This is a genomic window from Synechococcus sp. PROS-7-1 (genome assembly GCF_014279795.1).
In the GTDB taxonomy this organism is placed as follows: Bacteria; Cyanobacteriota; Cyanobacteriia; order PCC-6307; family Cyanobiaceae; genus Synechococcus_C.
In genome coordinates this window covers 1,106,525-1,121,569 of record NZ_CP047945.1, presented here as the reverse complement: position 1 = coordinate 1,121,569, position 15,045 = coordinate 1,106,525, and the positions used below count along the sequence as shown (strand labels likewise).

The 15,045-nt window shown below is 59.7% G+C and carries 15 protein-coding genes; 13 read left to right on the top strand and 2 right to left on the bottom strand.

The window, feature by feature from the left end; genetic code table 11:
* The first annotated feature begins 73 nt into the window (after window positions 1–73).
* Together recJ and SynPROS71_RS06165 are read left to right on the top strand one after the other, a co-directional pair.
* Entirely contained in the window at window positions 74–1,969 is a 1,896-nt protein-coding gene (gene recJ / locus SynPROS71_RS06170; RefSeq protein WP_186597479.1) for a single-stranded-DNA-specific exonuclease RecJ, read from the top strand.
* Window positions 1,966–3,336 carry a chloride channel protein gene (locus SynPROS71_RS06165; protein ID WP_186597477.1) on the top strand — a complete coding sequence of 457 codons (1,371 nt, stop codon included), beginning with the start codon at window positions 1,966–1,968 and terminating at the stop codon, window positions 3,334–3,336. The genes recJ and SynPROS71_RS06165 overlap by 4 nt, the downstream gene beginning before the upstream one ends.
* Here SynPROS71_RS06165 and psb30 read toward each other — a convergent pair.
* Window positions 3,315–3,422 (bottom strand): photosystem II reaction center protein Ycf12/Psb30, encoded by a 108-nt coding sequence (psb30, locus tag SynPROS71_RS06160; protein WP_006041509.1) that lies wholly within the window; start codon window positions 3,420–3,422, stop codon window positions 3,315–3,317. The genes SynPROS71_RS06165 and psb30 overlap by 22 nt on opposite strands.
* 135 nt (window positions 3,423–3,557) lie before the next feature.
* On the opposite strand from psb30, the gene SynPROS71_RS06155 reads away from it, so the two are divergent.
* The 11 genes from SynPROS71_RS06155 (at window position 3,558) to fmt (ending at window position 13,743) form a co-directional block, all read left to right on the top strand.
* Window positions 3,558–3,929 (top strand): YkgJ family cysteine cluster protein, encoded by a 372-nt coding sequence (locus SynPROS71_RS06155; protein ID WP_186597475.1) that lies wholly within the window; start codon window positions 3,558–3,560, stop codon window positions 3,927–3,929.
* On the top strand, window positions 3,926–4,255 hold the full coding sequence (locus SynPROS71_RS06150) for a TMEM165/GDT1 family protein (protein WP_186597473.1): 330 nt from the start codon (window positions 3,926–3,928) through the stop codon (window positions 4,253–4,255). Before SynPROS71_RS06155 ends, SynPROS71_RS06150 begins: the two co-directional genes overlap by 4 nt.
* Before the next feature lie 42 nt (window positions 4,256–4,297).
* On the top strand, window positions 4,298–4,603 hold the full coding sequence (locus tag SynPROS71_RS06145; protein ID WP_186597471.1) for a TMEM165/GDT1 family protein: 306 nt from the start codon (window positions 4,298–4,300) through the stop codon (window positions 4,601–4,603).
* Window positions 4,604–4,731: 128 nt separating this feature from the next.
* On the top strand, window positions 4,732–7,119 hold the full coding sequence (locus SynPROS71_RS06140) for an RNB domain-containing ribonuclease (RefSeq protein WP_186597469.1): 2,388 nt from the start codon (window positions 4,732–4,734) through the stop codon (window positions 7,117–7,119).
* Complete coding sequence (locus SynPROS71_RS06135; RefSeq protein WP_186597467.1) at window positions 7,116–7,727, top strand: flavin prenyltransferase UbiX; 612 nt, start codon at window positions 7,116–7,118, stop codon at window positions 7,725–7,727. The genes SynPROS71_RS06140 and SynPROS71_RS06135 overlap by 4 nt, the downstream gene beginning before the upstream one ends.
* Complete coding sequence (locus tag SynPROS71_RS06130) at window positions 7,724–8,227, top strand: hypothetical protein (protein ID WP_186597465.1); 504 nt, start codon at window positions 7,724–7,726, stop codon at window positions 8,225–8,227. Before SynPROS71_RS06135 ends, SynPROS71_RS06130 begins: the two co-directional genes overlap by 4 nt.
* A 59-nt stretch (window positions 8,228–8,286) precedes the next feature.
* The gene (locus SynPROS71_RS06125) at window positions 8,287–8,724 is read left to right on the top strand and encodes a DUF2996 domain-containing protein (protein WP_186597463.1); all 438 of its coding nucleotides are present in this window, start codon (window positions 8,287–8,289) and stop codon (window positions 8,722–8,724) included.
* A 71-nt stretch (window positions 8,725–8,795) separates the two neighbouring features.
* The gene (acsF, locus tag SynPROS71_RS06120; protein ID WP_186597461.1) at window positions 8,796–9,878 is read left to right on the top strand and encodes a magnesium-protoporphyrin IX monomethyl ester (oxidative) cyclase; all 1,083 of its coding nucleotides are present in this window, start codon (window positions 8,796–8,798) and stop codon (window positions 9,876–9,878) included.
* Window positions 9,878–11,323: a TldD/PmbA family protein gene (locus tag SynPROS71_RS06115; RefSeq protein ID WP_186597459.1), complete on the top strand. Its 1,446-nt coding sequence runs from the start codon at window positions 9,878–9,880 to the stop codon at window positions 11,321–11,323. The genes acsF and SynPROS71_RS06115 overlap by 1 nt, the downstream gene beginning before the upstream one ends.
* A 2-nt stretch (window positions 11,324–11,325) precedes the next feature.
* Window positions 11,326–12,693, top strand: a complete 1,368-nt coding sequence (locus tag SynPROS71_RS06110; RefSeq protein WP_186597457.1) for a TldD/PmbA family protein — start codon at window positions 11,326–11,328, stop codon at window positions 12,691–12,693.
* Between the two features lie 27 nt (window positions 12,694–12,720).
* Window positions 12,721–13,743 carry a methionyl-tRNA formyltransferase gene (fmt, locus tag SynPROS71_RS06105; RefSeq protein ID WP_186597911.1) on the top strand — a complete coding sequence of 341 codons (1,023 nt, stop codon included), beginning with the start codon at window positions 12,721–12,723 and terminating at the stop codon, window positions 13,741–13,743.
* Here fmt and SynPROS71_RS06100 read toward each other — a convergent pair.
* The gene (locus tag SynPROS71_RS06100; RefSeq protein WP_186597455.1) at window positions 13,740–14,972 is read right to left on the bottom strand and encodes a DEAD/DEAH box helicase; all 1,233 of its coding nucleotides are present in this window, start codon (window positions 14,970–14,972) and stop codon (window positions 13,740–13,742) included. The two genes, fmt and SynPROS71_RS06100, sit on opposite strands and share 4 nt — an antisense overlap.
* Window positions 14,973–15,045: the final 73 nt, after the last annotated feature.

Below are 15,045 nucleotides of genomic sequence, written 5' to 3'. Positions count from 1 at the left end.
TCAGCATGGGTTCACCCTGATGGAACACCATCGGTCGCGGAACCCCCCACAATGCGTCCATCGGAGATGAGGGATGGTTGAGGTCGGCCGACAGCAGCAGTGGCGTCTGCCGCGGCCCATCGATGGCATCCCCCTTGATCGCATTGCGTTACCCCAACCACTCAAAGCGGTTCTTTATCGGCGCGGCCTCTCAAAAACAGAAGACGTGGAGGCTCTCCTGAGCGATCAGGACCCGCCGGCTCCCCACGACCACTTCCCCCAGCTCGCCCAAGCACTGGCGCGCCTTCAGACGGCGTGCCGGACGGGGGAGTCTCTGGCCGTTTGCGGGGATTACGACGCCGACGGCATGACCAGCACCGCCCTGCTGCTGCGTGCCTTCCGCTGTCTTGGTGCCGATCCGAAAGCAGCGATTCCAAGCCGGATGGACGATGGCTATGGGTTGAACCCAGGGATGGTGGAACAGCTCCATGCGGAGGGGATCAGACTTTTGATCACCGTCGACAACGGCGTAGCCGCACGGGAGGCACTGGAGCGCGCCGCAGACCTCGAGGTGGATGTGATCCTCACGGACCACCACACCCTTCCGGATCAACCTCCGAAAGCCATGGCCTTGATTCATCCAGCCACAACCCCTGAAAACTCGCCGTATCGAGGTCTTGCGGGCGTAGGTCTTGCCTACATCTTGGCCCGCACACTGGCATTGGAGATGAAGAGGCCCGAAGCGATTGGCAGCTCCCGGGATCTCTTCTGCATCGGCACCGTGGCCGATATGGCACCCCTGACAGGGGCCAACCGCAGTCTGCTGAAGGAAGGGTTGAAACACCTTCACCGCAGCAGCTGTCCGGGTGTGCAAGCCCTTCAGCAGCTGGCTGGACTGGGTGATCGCCCCCTTGTCGCCGATGACATCGGTTTCCAGCTGGCACCCAGGATCAATGCGGTCGGCCGCATTGGTGATCCTGTGCTGGTGGTGGAGCTTCTCACCGCAGAGGATCAAGACCAGGCCTACGAATTGGGACGCCGTTGTGACGTCCTCAACCGTCAACGCCGAGACCTCTGCGATGCGATTGAAGCGGAAGCCATTGCGTTGTTGGACAGCGATCCATCGCCTTTACCACCTTTCGTTCTTTTAGCTCAAAGCCATTGGCACCACGGTGTGATCGGGATCGTGGCCGCCCGTTTGGTTGAGCGTTATCAAAGACCGGCGGCCCTGCTTGCGGCAGATGGGGAGGGATTGATGCGGGCATCCGTCCGTGCCCCCGAGGGTTTCGCAGTGGATCAAGCTCTGAAGCACTGCGGGCATCTGCTGGAACGCTTTGGCGGACATCCCGCAGCTGGAGGCTTCACAGTTCAGGTGTCAGCTGTGACAGAGCTCCACGACGGGCTAAACAGGCTCGCCGCAGCCTGGATCGCCCAGAGGGGAGAGGGATTGCTTGTGGAACCTGAGGCACTCTTAACGCTTGAGGACATCAACCACGACCTCTGGGCAAGCCTGCAGAAGCTGGAACCCTTCGGCGCAGGACATCCCAAACCGCTTTTCTGGTCGAGAGGTTGCCGGGTGTTGGATCAACAATCCCTGCGCGGCGGGCATCGACGCCTGACCCTGGAGCAGGACGGCGCTGAACGACAGGCCATCATTTGGCGTTGGCCAGCCAACGCCGCGATTCCGCAGACGATTGATCTGGCCTACAAGCTCAACCAGAATCATTGGCGTGGGGAGACCCGGTTTCAGCTGGAGATTCAGGCCCTGCGGGATCACCATCCGGTGATGGAACTCAGTCGCGGGTCTGGGGTTTACAGGATGCAGCGCTTGGGACCGAAAGCCCTCCAAGTGCTGAATCCCGCCGGTGAGTCCTTGATCTGCAAGATCAACGACATGGGTGTGCTGGAGAGTGAAGACAGTCGGGCCGGGCACCCCTACGTTGCGGGCTTACTACAGGAGGCCTGCGTGGGTCTCGGCCTTTGCCCATGAGTCCGGACAGTCGCCAGGAAACCGCCCTGATTCCGGGGACACTGCCCTCCCAAAGCCAGTTGCAGGGCTTGGTGCGTCATTTCATCAGCCTGGTGGTTGTTGGCGTGCTGATCGGCATCGCCTGCCTGCCGCTCAACCTTGTGGATCGCGTTCAGGAAAAGCTGTACGCGCTGATGCCGACGAATGCAGCCAACGAGTGGACTCTGCCCGGTGTTCTTGTGGCGCTGGCGCCGCTAGTGGTGATGCCGATTCTCCTGCTGCTGCAGCGAGGTCCGTGGCATGAGGGAGCAGGGTCCGGAATTCCTTCCACGATGAATGGATTAAAGGATCCTTCACTGCTGCCAAGGGCCATGGCAGCTCCCGGCACAGTGCAACGCGGCCTCCTCTGGTCGATCGCCACCGTGGCCATGTTTCCCCTGGGAAGGGAGGGACCTGTTGTGCAGTTCGGTGCCGCAGTGGCCAGAGCCTGTCATCAGCGTTTTAAGGGATGGCTGCCGTCACTGAGCGAACGGCAGATGGTGGCCATCGGTGGAGGCGCCGGCCTGGCAGGAGGGTTCAACACACCATTGCTCGGAGCCGTTTTCATGCTGGAGGAGCTCACGGCCGATTACGCCATCGTGACGATCTGGCCTGCTCTGGTGATCAGTGTTGCGGCGGCAGGCTTGTCGAACATTGGCGGACAACCGATGTTCGGCCTAGGCGTTCTCAACGTCGTGACGCCGGAGTTGGAACAATTGATGATGGCGATTCCTGTCGGACTCGTGGCCGGTCTTGTTGGCGGTCTGTTTAACAAGGGACTCGTTTGGCTCACGCAAAGGCTGTCGGCATCGGTGAGACAACGGCCTCTGCGGACGGGCCTTTATCTCGGTGGTGGCCTGAGCCTGCTGGCTTTGATGAGCTGGGGGACATCCACATCCGATGGCGAATCTCTCGTTCGCCAACTGATCGAGCAAGGCATGCCCAATCCTGTTCAAGACGAAAGTCACTGGGTCACGGGCCTCGCCAGTGTTTGGATCACGGCCGTGCGCGTGATCGGTCCGATGCTGGCGCTCAGCCCTGGGGTGCCTGGAGGCCTGATCGATCCATCGCTGACCTTCGGAGCTGTTCTCGGTTACACCATCTGTGCGATCGCTGGTTACAGCGGTCAGCTGGGAATCGGATTGGGTCTTGCGGCAGGGCTTTCAGGGGCGACCCAGCTCCCCCTGGTGTCCATCATCTTTGCCTGGCGTCTCGCCGGTGATCAGCAGTTGTTCGCCGGCGTGGTGCTGGCGGCTGTGCTCGCCGCGTACATCGGTCGCCTGGTGTGCAGGGATCCGGTGTATCACGGGTTGAGCAAGCTCAATCGTCAGAGTGCGCCGCGGCGGTAGAAGAGGATGAAGATCACTGCCGGACCTGCCAGGGTGATCAAGGCCAGTGCACCGAAATTGGCGATCAGGTGGAAATCGATTCCCATGGGACGAGAGCTGGTAAGCAACAGTTTGCCGAGACCAGGTTACGAGCCTTCCGCCAGAAACAATTCGAACCGGGCTGGCCTCTGTGACGGCTTGTCACAGCTCGGTCTCAACGCAACCCACAACGGACCGTCACGATGAGCCGCCATTCCCTGCACTGGGCCTGCCTCCAGCAATGCGGCGCCTGCTGCAAGCTGGCCCCAGAGGAACGTCAGGAAGCGATCGAAGCCCTGACGCCTGAACAACAAAGCCAATACCTAGCGATGGTGGGGCCCGACGGATGGTGCATTCACTTCGACAGCGGCGCCAGGCGATGTCGCATTTATGAAGAACGCCCGGATTTCTGTCGTGTCGCCAGCCTTTGCAGCCTTTTCGAGGTTCCCCAAGACCGCGCTGACGCCTTCGCCATCGCCTGCTGCCGCCAGCAGATTCGATCGGTTCATGGCGGACGCAGTCTGGAACTGCGTAAGTTCGAACGACTGATTCGATCCACGCCTCCATCGCGATGACCGACGCCGGAAGCTCTCAGCGTCCAAGGTTCACAACCGTTTTGGTCAGTACCTTCACCACTGTGTTCCTGGCGGAACTTGGGGACAAAACGCAGTTGGCAACGCTGTTGCTCTCCGCTGAATCCGGTCAGCCTTGGTTGGTCTTCGGTGGTGCCGCTCTGGCACTGATCTGTTCCAGTCTTGTTGGCGTGCTCGTCGGCCGCTGGCTGTCGTCGGTGCTGCAACCAGAACGTCTGGAACAAATGGCAGGTCTCCTGATGGTGGGACTTGGCCTGTGGCTCGGATCCCAGGCACTACGTTCGGTTCTGGGCAGCCATCCCCTCTGAACGCACCCGGTCGACCCCCAGCTCAATCCATCCAAACCACCGATGAACCTCACGCTGCTGCTCTCAACCTTCGTCACCGTGTTTCTGGCTGAGCTCGGCGACAAGACGCAGTTGGCAACCGTGGCGATCAGCGGCACCTCTGATCGGCCGTTGGCAGTCTTCCTTGGATCGTCCAGCGCTCTCGTGATCGCAAGCCTGATCGGAGCGGTGGCGGGAGGCTCTCTATCGGCGATCATTCCAGCCGATTGGCTTCAACTGCTGGCATCCGTTGGGTTCCTGGTGATCGGGCTCAAACTTCTCTGGCCGATGCTGAAAACAGAGAGCAACGTCATTCCCGAACAGGACTGAACAACACCCCGGCAAGGCATCGGCCCGTAAGATCAGATGGATTAAGGAGGTTGCGCGGTTCCTCTGCTGCTTGCGCACCTGCGTTGTCCCCCTCCCGGTCCTGAAGGCCGGTTCCTGATTCCGTTCTGATGAAATTCACGGTCGCTGATCTGCTCGACCAGGTTCCCTTCGATGGAACCTTGGAAACGGCAAAGCTGGAGAAAATCCTGCGGCTGACCAATCGATCAGAGAAACAGTCCCTTGGCTTGGCACTGCAAGCTCTCACGCGCCTGGGGATCCTGAGCACGGACGACAGCGGAGACATCCAACGCTGCATCTCCGATGACCTCGTGGAAGCTCGCCTGCGTTGCAGCAGCAAGGGCTTTTGTTTTGCAATCCGCGATGACGGCGGTGATGACATCTATATCCGCGATCACCAGTTGAATCACGCCTGGAACGGCGATCGCGTTCTTGTGCGCATCACCCGGGAAGGCGGTCGCCGTCGTTCCCCAGAAGGAGGTGTGCAATGCATTCTGGAACGGGCCACCACAAGTCTTCTGGCGGCTGTCGAACAGCAGGAGGACAAGCTTGTGGCGATCCCCCTCGACGACAGGATTCTGGCGACCATCGAGCTTCCCTCCGAGGATGCAGGCCACGCGGACACTCCCGCGGATGAAGCGGTCGCCGAGGTCATTCTTGACCGCTACCCCGTCGCGCAGTTCTTGGCCCAGGGCCATGTCTCCCGCGCACTGTCTCTCAATGGCGGACCTGAGGCAGATCGGGACCTGATGTTGACCAAAGCCAATCTCCATCAACGGTCCAGCCCACCACGCGCATCACTCAAGGCACCAGCAGCCAAAAAGCGGCTGGATTGCACGGATCAGCCGGCATTGCTGCTCACAGGCTGGTCTGCAAGCGACGCTGTTTCCCTGCCGGCAGTTCATGTCATCCCCCACGAAGGAGGGACGCGCCTTTGGATCCATGCACCAGCCGTTGCGGAACGGCTGACCCCTGGGAACAGTCTCGACCAGTGGCTGCTGGACCAGGCAGAGACCATCTGTCTTGGCCAGCAATGGCTTCCGCTTCTGAGCCCGGCACTCACAAAGGCCAGCGCATTTCGCGTCGGCGAAATTCAGGATGCCGTCACGCTTCGGCTGGATTTCGGCCCTGACCGTGAATGGAAAGACTGGGAGTTCTCGTTAACCAAGATCCGTCCTGTTGCTGAGATCACCAACGAACATCTCGCTGCCCTTGAAGGACGCAAACCGAAATCCCGGGCGATTCCAGCGGCCTTGAAAGCAATCAAAGAGCAGATCAGCCAGCTGGAAACTCTGATCTTCTGTGCCAAAAACGCCCATGAATGCGAAAAAGCCGCAGGATTAATTGAACTGGATCTGCCCAGACCTCAGCTCGACACCCTGGGAGATTTAAATCCGCTCGCTCCAGATGGTGATGCAACCAACTGGACAGAACCGCTGAATCCAGCCGCTCCTGAATCGGTCATGGCCGTGCTGTTGCGCACGGCTCACCGAGTCTGGAACTCCCATAGCCAGGATCTGCGTCTCCCTGCCGTCCTTCTGAGTGCCCCACCCGCCGATGACTCCGCTCTGACGGATGTCGCCAAGGCAGCCATTGCCCTTGATGTTCCTCTCGAACTCGATGAAGACGGAACGCCGTCCGCAGATGAACTCGCCAAGGCTGTCGCCGGTTGTGAGTCGAGCCGCGTGCTCAATCTTCAGCTTCGGCATGCCCTGCCCGACAGCGTTTACCGACTCAGTGACGCTGCAGCGACCACGGGAAGCCTGCAAACCGATGACAACAGCACTGATGCAGAGACAGAGGTTGCATCCTCAGCAGACGTTGATCAACCGGCCAGCAATGACGCGGAGACATCCGGTTCGGTTTGGGCTCAATCCCTTGCACCCTGGTGTTGTCCGACTCTTCATTACGCCGATGTCTTGAATCAGCAGGTGTTGTGTCATCTGCTCAACGAGGGCAAGGACCGCCCCAGCGTGCGTCACAAAGACAAGGTGCCGATCGGACGCCAGGGGGTAGGCGATCAGATCACCTGGCCCCTGTTCACTGCTTCGCAGGATCAGAAACTGTCAGAGCTGTTCCGTGAACGGATCGTCCAGCGTCTGAATACAGGCCGCCGTCAGGTTTCAGAGCTACGCAAAGACGTGGTCGCCATGGCGCAAGCCAGAAGTGCTGAACCGATGGTGAATCAGGAGCAGACCGGTGTGATCAGTGGTGTGCAGAGCTATGGATTCTTTGTGGAGATCCCTCCATCGATGGTGGAAGGGTTAGTGCACGTCAGCTCATTGAATGACGACTGGTACGAATACCGCTCCCGCCAGAATCGACTCGTGGGTCGACGGAGTCGCAGGGTTTATCAACTTGGCGATCAAGTGAAGGTGAAGGTGCTGAAAGTTGACGTGCTGCGCAATCAGATCGACCTGGAGGTAGCCAGCAACGACGATTCTGCGCACGATTCCACGGAGGCCGATCCCCTGCCTGTGGCCGTGTCAGACGCATGACCGCCCCTTTCGTCATTGGCGTCAGCGGCGCATCCGCCCAGCAATTAGCTGAACGCAGCATTCAATGGCTTCTCAAGGGTGGGCACAGCGTGCACGTGATTGTCAGCCGGGGAGCCCACGAAGTTTGGAGAGCTGAACGGGGGATCGCCGTCCCGGTGGATCCCAGCCAGCAGCACCAGTTCTGGCGTGACCATCTCGATGTGCAAAGCGGCGAGCTGATCTGCCATCGCTGGGATGATCAAGCCGCTGTGGTGGCCAGTGGCAGTGTGGTGACCCGGGGAATGGTGGTTGTTCCATGCTCGATGGGAACCGTGGGACGTCTGGCGTCTGGACTGGCGGGAGACTTACTGGAACGCAGTGCGGATGTGCACCTCAAGGAAGGCAGACCTCTTGTCATCGCCCCGAGGGAAATGCCATGGAACCTGATTCATCTGCGCAATCTCACAACGCTTGCCGAAGCTGGAGCCAGGATTGCGCCGCCGATTCCAGCCTGGTACACCCAACCGGAATCCCTCGACGACATGCTCGATTTCCTCGTCATGCGCCTGTTTGATGGTTTGGGCGAGTCGCTAACAGAACAGAACCGTTGGCAAGGACGACGGTCATGACCCCGCTGCAACGGCTGCTGCTGATTCCATGCCTGTCACCCTTGCTGCTCACGTTGCTGGTCGCAGGGCTGAATCTTGGGAAGGGAGGCAGCCTTCGGATCCTCACCTGGCAGCTACCCACCCTGCCCATCGGTGCCTGGATGGCCATCGCAGCCGCAACCGGCGCTGCGCTGGGCTCGGGTGGTGCCTTGGCGGCATCTCCCCAACCACCAACGCTGCAGCGCGAGGTGCGACGACCGTTCGCGTGGCCGCCTGAGCCCTCAGAACCGCTTGAGCCCCCGAAGCCTCCCTCCGATGCCGCCTCCGTGACATGGCCTGAGCGGGATGTGCGTGACCCAGCGCCGACGGTCTCTGTGCCCTTTCGTGTGATCCGACGGGGCGACGCTGAAGCCAAGACAGTGCCTAGGGCCGATCCCGATCAAACGGCAACCCCGACAGCTGGAGCATCCAAGCCATCAGGGCCTGATGACTGGAATCAGCCCCTCAGTGAGGACTGGTAGCCCGCGGCTGGTGAGGCAACACCTGAGCTGTCTACAGTCCCGCCAGTGACCGACATCCGGTGAGCGAAACCCCTGCCAAGCCGAAAGGCGAGACCAAACCCGCTGGTGAAGGCAAAGCAAAACCTGCCGCCAAACCCAAGCTCGAAGACAAACCCTTCGCCTCCTTCATCCAGGACGACTTTCTGCCATCGCTCTCGAAGGCTCTGGCGGAACGAGGCCGTGCCCCCGTAAGTCTTTCCCTCTCAGAAGGTGAGAGGCCCGTGGTGGGAGGTTCCTGCTGGATGGTGAAAGGAGAGCTCAGCAGCGAGCGCAGGTTCTGGCTCTGCTTCGAATCCGAAGCCATCACCTCCGGCAAAACCATTGCCCTTGCCGAGTCTGGAACCGAACCGAGCCTGCTGGAATCGTTTCTCATCGACGAAAAGCGCATCAACCTGGCGCTTCTGCAATCGAGACTGCTCCAGCGGCTCAACGGTCAGAAATGGCTCGGCGGCAACTGAACGACTCGCTTCACAGAGACCCCGGCAACCTCACGGTGCCACTTACGATGGTTAGCACTGAGCAAAAACAGATGGTGCCTCCAACCGCCGTCAACGACGCACCTGCACCAGGATCAGCCGTTGCCGTCAAGGACCCGGCCAAGGACACGATCCTCACGCCGCGCTTCTACACAACGGACTTCGAAGCCATGGCCGCCATGGATTTGCGGCCAAACGAAGCAGAACTGGAGGCCATCTGCGAGGAGTTCCGCAAGGACTACAACCGTCATCACTTTGTTCGCAACGAAGAATTTGACGGTGCGGCAGACAAACTCGATCCGGAAACGCGTCGCGTTTTCGTTGAATTCCTTGAGCAGAGCTGCACATCAGAATTCTCAGGTTTTTTGCTCTACAAGGAGCTCAGTCGTCGGATCAAAACCAGAAATCCACTTCTGGCTGAGTGTTTTTCTCACATGGCCCGTGATGAAGCCCGCCATGCTGGCTTCCTAAACAAGTCGATGAGTGATTTCGGCTTGCAGCTCGACCTGGGCTTCTTGACCGCCAACAAGAAATACACATTCTTCAAACCGAAATTCATCTTTTACGCCACTTACCTTTCCGAAAAGATTGGTTATTGGCGCTATATCACGATCTTCCGTCACCTCGAGAAGAATCCCGACAGCAAGATTTTCCCAATTTTCAATTTCTTCGAAAATTGGTGCCAGGACGAAAATCGTCACGGGGATTTCTTCGATGCCTTGATGAAGGCTCAACCCGACACCGTTCGTGGTTTGCGCGCTCGCCTCTGGTGCCGCTTCTTCCTGTTGGCTGTCTTCGCGACCATGTATGTGCGCGACGTCGCCCGCAAGGAGTTCTACGAAGCCCTTGGTCTTGATGCGCGTGACTACGACCGGTTGGTGATCGACAAGACCAACGAGACAACCGCCAGGGTTTTCCCCGTTGTGTTGGATGTCAAGAATCCGAAGTTCTATGCCGGGCTTGAGAACCTTGTGACCAACAACGCTGCACTGGACGCTGTGGATGCCAGTGCTTCACCTGCACCAATCAAGGTGCTGCGCAAACTTCCCCACTGGATCGCCAACGGAGCCCAGATGGCGTCCCTCTTCCTGATGGCACCAGTGCGCAGCGAAAAGTTTCAGCCCAGCGTGCGCTGATGCAAACCAACACGATTACGGCAGCCGGGATTCCGAATCTCGACCCCGGTTGTTCGCCTTGGGAGCAGCGCCTCAACATGCTGTTAAACGCTGGCTTGGGAGCCGGCGCCGATCTCGTCGAAGTCTTCCTCGAGCGCACTGACCACCTGGGTGTGCTCGCTGAGCAAGACAAGATCACCAGCGTTTCGCCGGCCTTCGGCATGGGGGCTGGCATCCGGGTGTTCCGGGGTGCACGGGATGGATTCGTCAGCACCAACGATCTCAGTGACGCCGGCTTGGCAGAAGCACTGGATCAGGCCTTGGCCATGCTTCAACTGGAACGATCCACTCTCTCCGGTTCCAACGCATTTCAGGGTCTTAGCGCTCTCAGAAATTTCGCTGCGACGAAAAACGATTGGTTGGACAGCACACCCAACCTCGATGTCATCACCCAGCGACTGCTTGAAGGCACCCAATGCCTGCAGCGCCTTGGCCAGCACCTTGAAGTAAGGCGTGGCAGCTTTTCTCGAGACTGGCAGGAGGTGCTTGTTGCTGCCAGTGACGGCACCTTCGCCCGCGACATCAGGCTGCATCAATCCAGCGGCCTCAGCGTGCTGGCTGCAGACGGTGACCACCGCGCCAGCATCGCCCGCCGTTACGGGAGCACCGACAAACCGAATGATCTGTGCGATTGGAACATCGAAGCCTCCGCACAGGAGGTGTGCGGCAGTGCCTCCACCATGCTTCGCGCGGAGTATGTGGACGGTGGTCAGATGCCAGTGGTGCTCGCCAATCGTTTTGGTGGCGTGATCTTTCATGAAGCCTGCGGCCACTTGCTGGAAACAACCCAGATCGAACGCGGTACCACGCCATTCGCTGAGTGCATCGGCGAATCCATTGCCCATCCAGCCGTTACAGCCATCGATGAAGGGTTGAGTGATGGAGCCTTTGGCTCGATGTCCATGGACGACGAGGGCATGGAACCGCAGCGCACCGTTCTCATCGAAAATGGTGTACTGAAGCGCTTTATCAGCGACCGCGCAGGTGAACTACGCACCGGCCACGCCCGCACCGGCAGTGGTCGTCGCCAGAGCCATGGGTTCGCGGCCGCAAGTCGGATGCGCAACACCTACATCGCTGCTGGTCCTCACAGCATCGATGATCTGATCGGATCCGTGGATCGTGGGCTCTACTGCAAATCCATGGGAGGCGGCAGTGTCGGCCCCACCGGACAGTTCAACTTCTCCGTTGAAGAGGGCTATCTGATTGAAAACGGAACCTTGGGCAAGCCCGTGAAAGGCGCCACCTTGATCGGTGAGGCCAAGGAAGTGATGCCGCGGATTTCGATGTGTGCCGACGATCTCGATCTTGCTGCCGGCTATTGCGGTTCGGTGAGCGGCAGCGTCTTTGTCACCGTGGGGCAACCCCACATCAAAGTTGATTCCATCACCGTTGGAGGCCGCTGATCATGGGAAGTACACCTCTGAACGTGGCGGCTCTGCGTGATCGGCTCCACCAGCTCGCATCCCGAGAAGGAATTTCTCAATGGGATCTCGGAGCCAGCCGAAGCAACAGCGCGTCCGTTCAAGTGGATCGCGGTGAAGCCAAACAGTTGAAAGCTTCACAACGCAGTTCCATCACCGTGCGTGTCTGGAACCGGGACGGTCTGGTGGGCATTACCAGCACCTCAGATCTCTCGGATGCAGGTCTGGAAAAGGCCTTGATGGGCGCCCATCAGGCCAGCGCCTTTGGGAACAGTGATGAGGTTCCCCACTTCTCTCCACTGGCAAACGCGCCAACCGAACCTCTCGATCGGCCTCTCAAGGACTCCGAAGGCATTCAATCCCTGCTCAAGCATCTTCTGGAGGCCGAAAAGGAACTCCTCAGCCGGCACCCCGCCATCGAGACGGTTCCCTACAACGGCCTTAATGAAGGGCGCAGTGAGCGCATTTACCTCAACAGCGATGGTGCTCTCCGGCAGGCACAACGCACCCAAGCGAGTCTTTATCTGTTCGCCCGCGCTGAGGAGCAGGGACGGAAACCCAGGAGTGGAGGAGCGGTGCGACTGGCTCTCGGCAGCGCCGACCTGGATCTCAAGGGATGTATCGATGAAGCAGCCGAACGCACCATCAGCCATCTCAACTACAAACCGATTGATACCGGTCGCTATCTGGTGTGCTTCACACCAGAAGCTTTTCTCGATCTCATCGGTTCCTTCAGCAGCATGTTCAATGCCCGCGCCGTTCTCGACGGTGTAAGCCTGAGCAAGCCCGACACGATCGGCCAACAACTGGCCGTTCCCTTCTTCAATCTGATCGACAACGGTCTTCACCCTGCCCATGTGGGAGCGATGCCATTCGATGGGGAAGGAACGCCAACCCGTACCCTGCGCCTGATTGGTGATGGGCGCCTGGAGAGTTTCCTGCACTCAGAAGCCACCGCCCGTGCGTTCGGTGTCCAACCCACCGGACACGCCGGGTTAGGAGCCAAGGTGTCCGTTGGACCCGACTGGTTTGAAGTGCATCGCAGCGCAGGGTGCACGCTGCCAGCTGATCACCTTGATCACCGCACAACCAGCGATCCATTCGTCTTGATCGAGAGCCTCAATGCTCTGCATGCCGGCGTCAAAGCCAGCCAGGGATCATTCTCGCTTCCCTTCGATGGCTGGTTGGTGAATGGAGGTGAACGCATTTCCGTTGAGGCAGCAACGGTTGCCGGCGATATCCGAGAGCTCCTGCGATCCATCGTTCAGATCGAAGCCGATCCCATCGTCACCCACGAAGGGGTGTGCCCTCACATTTGGGTCGATGGTCTCGCCATCACCGGCGAAGCCTGATTCACTCGCCGCTCAACCGCTTTGGCTTTGAAGATCCTGTTCTGGGGCACTCCGGCGTATGCCGTACCAACCCTCGAAACACTCCATGAAGCAGGGCATCAGATCGTCGGTGTGGTGACCCAACCGGATCGGCGCCGAGGTCGGGGCAAACAGTTGATGCCTTCCCCTGTGAAAGCCAGGGCTCAAGAGCTCGGCTGCCCCGTGTTCACCCCGGAAAGGATTCGACGGGACCCGACGTGCCAGCAACAGCTGAATGCCCTGGGTGCGGATGTGTCTGTGGTGGTTGCCTTCGGCCAGATCTTGCCCAAGGACATCCTTCAGCACCCACCTTTGGGCTGCTGGAACGGGCACGGCTCTCTGCTTCCCCGTTGGCGAGGTGCAGGACCAATTCAATGGTCAATCCTTGAGGGGGACGCGGAAACCGGCGTGGGGATCATGGCCATGGAAGAGGGATTGGACACCGGTCCAGTCCTCCTAGAGCAACGCCTGCCGATCGGCCTCCTTGAGAATGCCCATCAATTGGGCGAGCGACTCAGCCGGCTCACCGCCGATCTCATGCTGGAAGCCCTGCCTGCGATCGAGAGGGCGGGCCCAGGGCCCGAGGGAGAGCGATGGTCGCGCCTCAAGGTGCGCCGACAGCCAGAGGAGGGCACCTACGCCCGCATGCTCAGCAAAGAAGACTTTCAGCTGAATTGGGGAGATTCAGCCCTAACGACCCACCGAAAGGTGATGGGTCTGTATCCGGGAGCCGTCACGGTCTGGAAAGAACGCCGCCTCAAGGTGCTGGCGACGGAACCTCTAATCGAACGTCTCGCAGATGGCTTATCTGAAGACGCCCGCGCCTTGGTCGGCCGATGGAGCACCGGTGCACATCCTCCCGGCCAGATTCTTCACTGCGCTGGTTCAGACCTGGTGGTGAGTACCAGTGGCTGTCCAATCCTGATTCGTGAAGCCCAGCTGGAGGGGAAGGCTCGCAGCCATGGGCAGGCCCTTCTCCAACAACTCCAGGCAGTCCCTGGAGACACGATGGGGCTCGCGGCGAACCCTTAGCGATGACGGCCGCGCATGGGGGAGGGTGCGGTGCGCGCTCTGGGTTTCCCGGGTGGGCGCCTGCGGCCACCACTGAGATCCAGGGGAGGAGCTTTGAGCACGGTGGGCTCAAAGCCTTCCACGGTCTGACGCTTCAGCTCCTCGCCCGTTAGCCGCTCGATCGCTTTAAGGAGAAGTGCTTCCTCGGCGGCAACCAGCGATACCGCATGCCCCGTTTCACCGGCACGACCAGTACGACCGATGCGGTGCACATAATCTTCCGCCACATTCGGCAGATCCAGATTCACAACATGGGGGAGCTGCTGGATATCAATGCCTCTAGCGGCGATATCCGTCGCCACGAGAACACGGACACCTCCTTGTTTGAAACCCTGCAGGGCTCGGGTCCGTGCCCCCTGACTCTTGTTGCCATGGATGGCCGCTGCGGAAAGACCTTCCTTGTTGAGACGGTCGGCCACCCGATTGGCTCCGTGCTTTGTGCGTGAAAACACGAGCACCTGACGCCAGTCCCCTGCACGAATGAGATGGCTCAACAAATCGCTCTTGCGCGCCATGTCGCAGGGATGCACCACTTGCTCCACCGACCGCGCCGTCTGATTTTCAGGCGTGACTTGAAGATGAACTGGATCATGGAGAAGGCCCGACGCCAACTTGCGGATCGGCGCACTGAACGTGGCTGAGAACAGAAGCGTTTGGCGCTTCACAGGCATCAGCCTGATCAAGCGGCGAATGTCGTGAATGAAGCCCATGTCGAGCATGCGATCCGCTTCATCAAGAACCAGGCATTCCAGCTGGTCAAAGCGCAGAGCCCCCTGCTGATGGAGATCAAGCAACCGACCGGGCGTGGCCACAAGCAGATCGATGCCACCGCGCAAGCGATCAATCTGTGGGTTGGCCTTCACACCGCCGAACACAACATCGCTGCGGAGAGGCAGATGCATGCTGTAGGCCTTCACGTTCTCAAGAACCTGGGCGGCGAGTTCCCTGGTTGGCGTGAGAACAAGAGCGCGAATCTGGCCCCGTCCAGCCCGTTTGCCGTGCCGAAGTCTCTCCAGAACCGGCAGGGTGAAACCAGCCGTTTTACCCGTACCGGTTTGCGCAGCTGCCATCACATCCCTGCCATCAATCACCGCCGGGATCGCCTGCGCCTGAATCGGAGATGGGTGGGTATATCCCTTGGCCTGAAGCGCTTCCAGCAGGGGCTCACCCAATCCCAGATCAGAGAACAAAACCTGGGGATCCGTAGGGACAGAAACTGCGCTGATTGTGGTGCCGCCGCTAGCCACACCCTACGGGGGCACC

Coding starts and splice junctions, on each gene's coding strand:
- SynPROS71_RS06155 (WP_186597475.1), top strand. CDS start 3,558: ATGAGCCGCCATTCCCTGCACTGGGCCTGCCTCCAGCAATGCGGCGCC.
- SynPROS71_RS06135 (WP_186597467.1), top strand. CDS start 7,116: ATGACCGCCCCTTTCGTCATTGGCGTCAGCGGCGCATCCGCCCAGCAA.
- recJ (WP_186597479.1), top strand. CDS start 74: ATGGTTGAGGTCGGCCGACAGCAGCAGTGGCGTCTGCCGCGGCCCATC.
- acsF (WP_186597461.1), top strand. CDS start 8,796: ATGGTGCCTCCAACCGCCGTCAACGACGCACCTGCACCAGGATCAGCC.
- psb30 (WP_006041509.1), bottom strand. CDS start 3,422: ATGGGAATCGATTTCCACCTGATCGCCAATTTCGGTGCACTGGCCTTG.
- SynPROS71_RS06145 (WP_186597471.1), top strand. CDS start 4,298: ATGAACCTCACGCTGCTGCTCTCAACCTTCGTCACCGTGTTTCTGGCT.
- SynPROS71_RS06140 (WP_186597469.1), top strand. CDS start 4,732: ATGAAATTCACGGTCGCTGATCTGCTCGACCAGGTTCCCTTCGATGGA.
- SynPROS71_RS06115 (WP_186597459.1), top strand. CDS start 9,878: ATGCAAACCAACACGATTACGGCAGCCGGGATTCCGAATCTCGACCCC.
- SynPROS71_RS06110 (WP_186597457.1), top strand. CDS start 11,326: ATGGGAAGTACACCTCTGAACGTGGCGGCTCTGCGTGATCGGCTCCAC.
- SynPROS71_RS06165 (WP_186597477.1), top strand. CDS start 1,966: ATGAGTCCGGACAGTCGCCAGGAAACCGCCCTGATTCCGGGGACACTG.
- SynPROS71_RS06130 (WP_186597465.1), top strand. CDS start 7,724: ATGACCCCGCTGCAACGGCTGCTGCTGATTCCATGCCTGTCACCCTTG.
- SynPROS71_RS06150 (WP_186597473.1), top strand. CDS start 3,926: ATGACCGACGCCGGAAGCTCTCAGCGTCCAAGGTTCACAACCGTTTTG.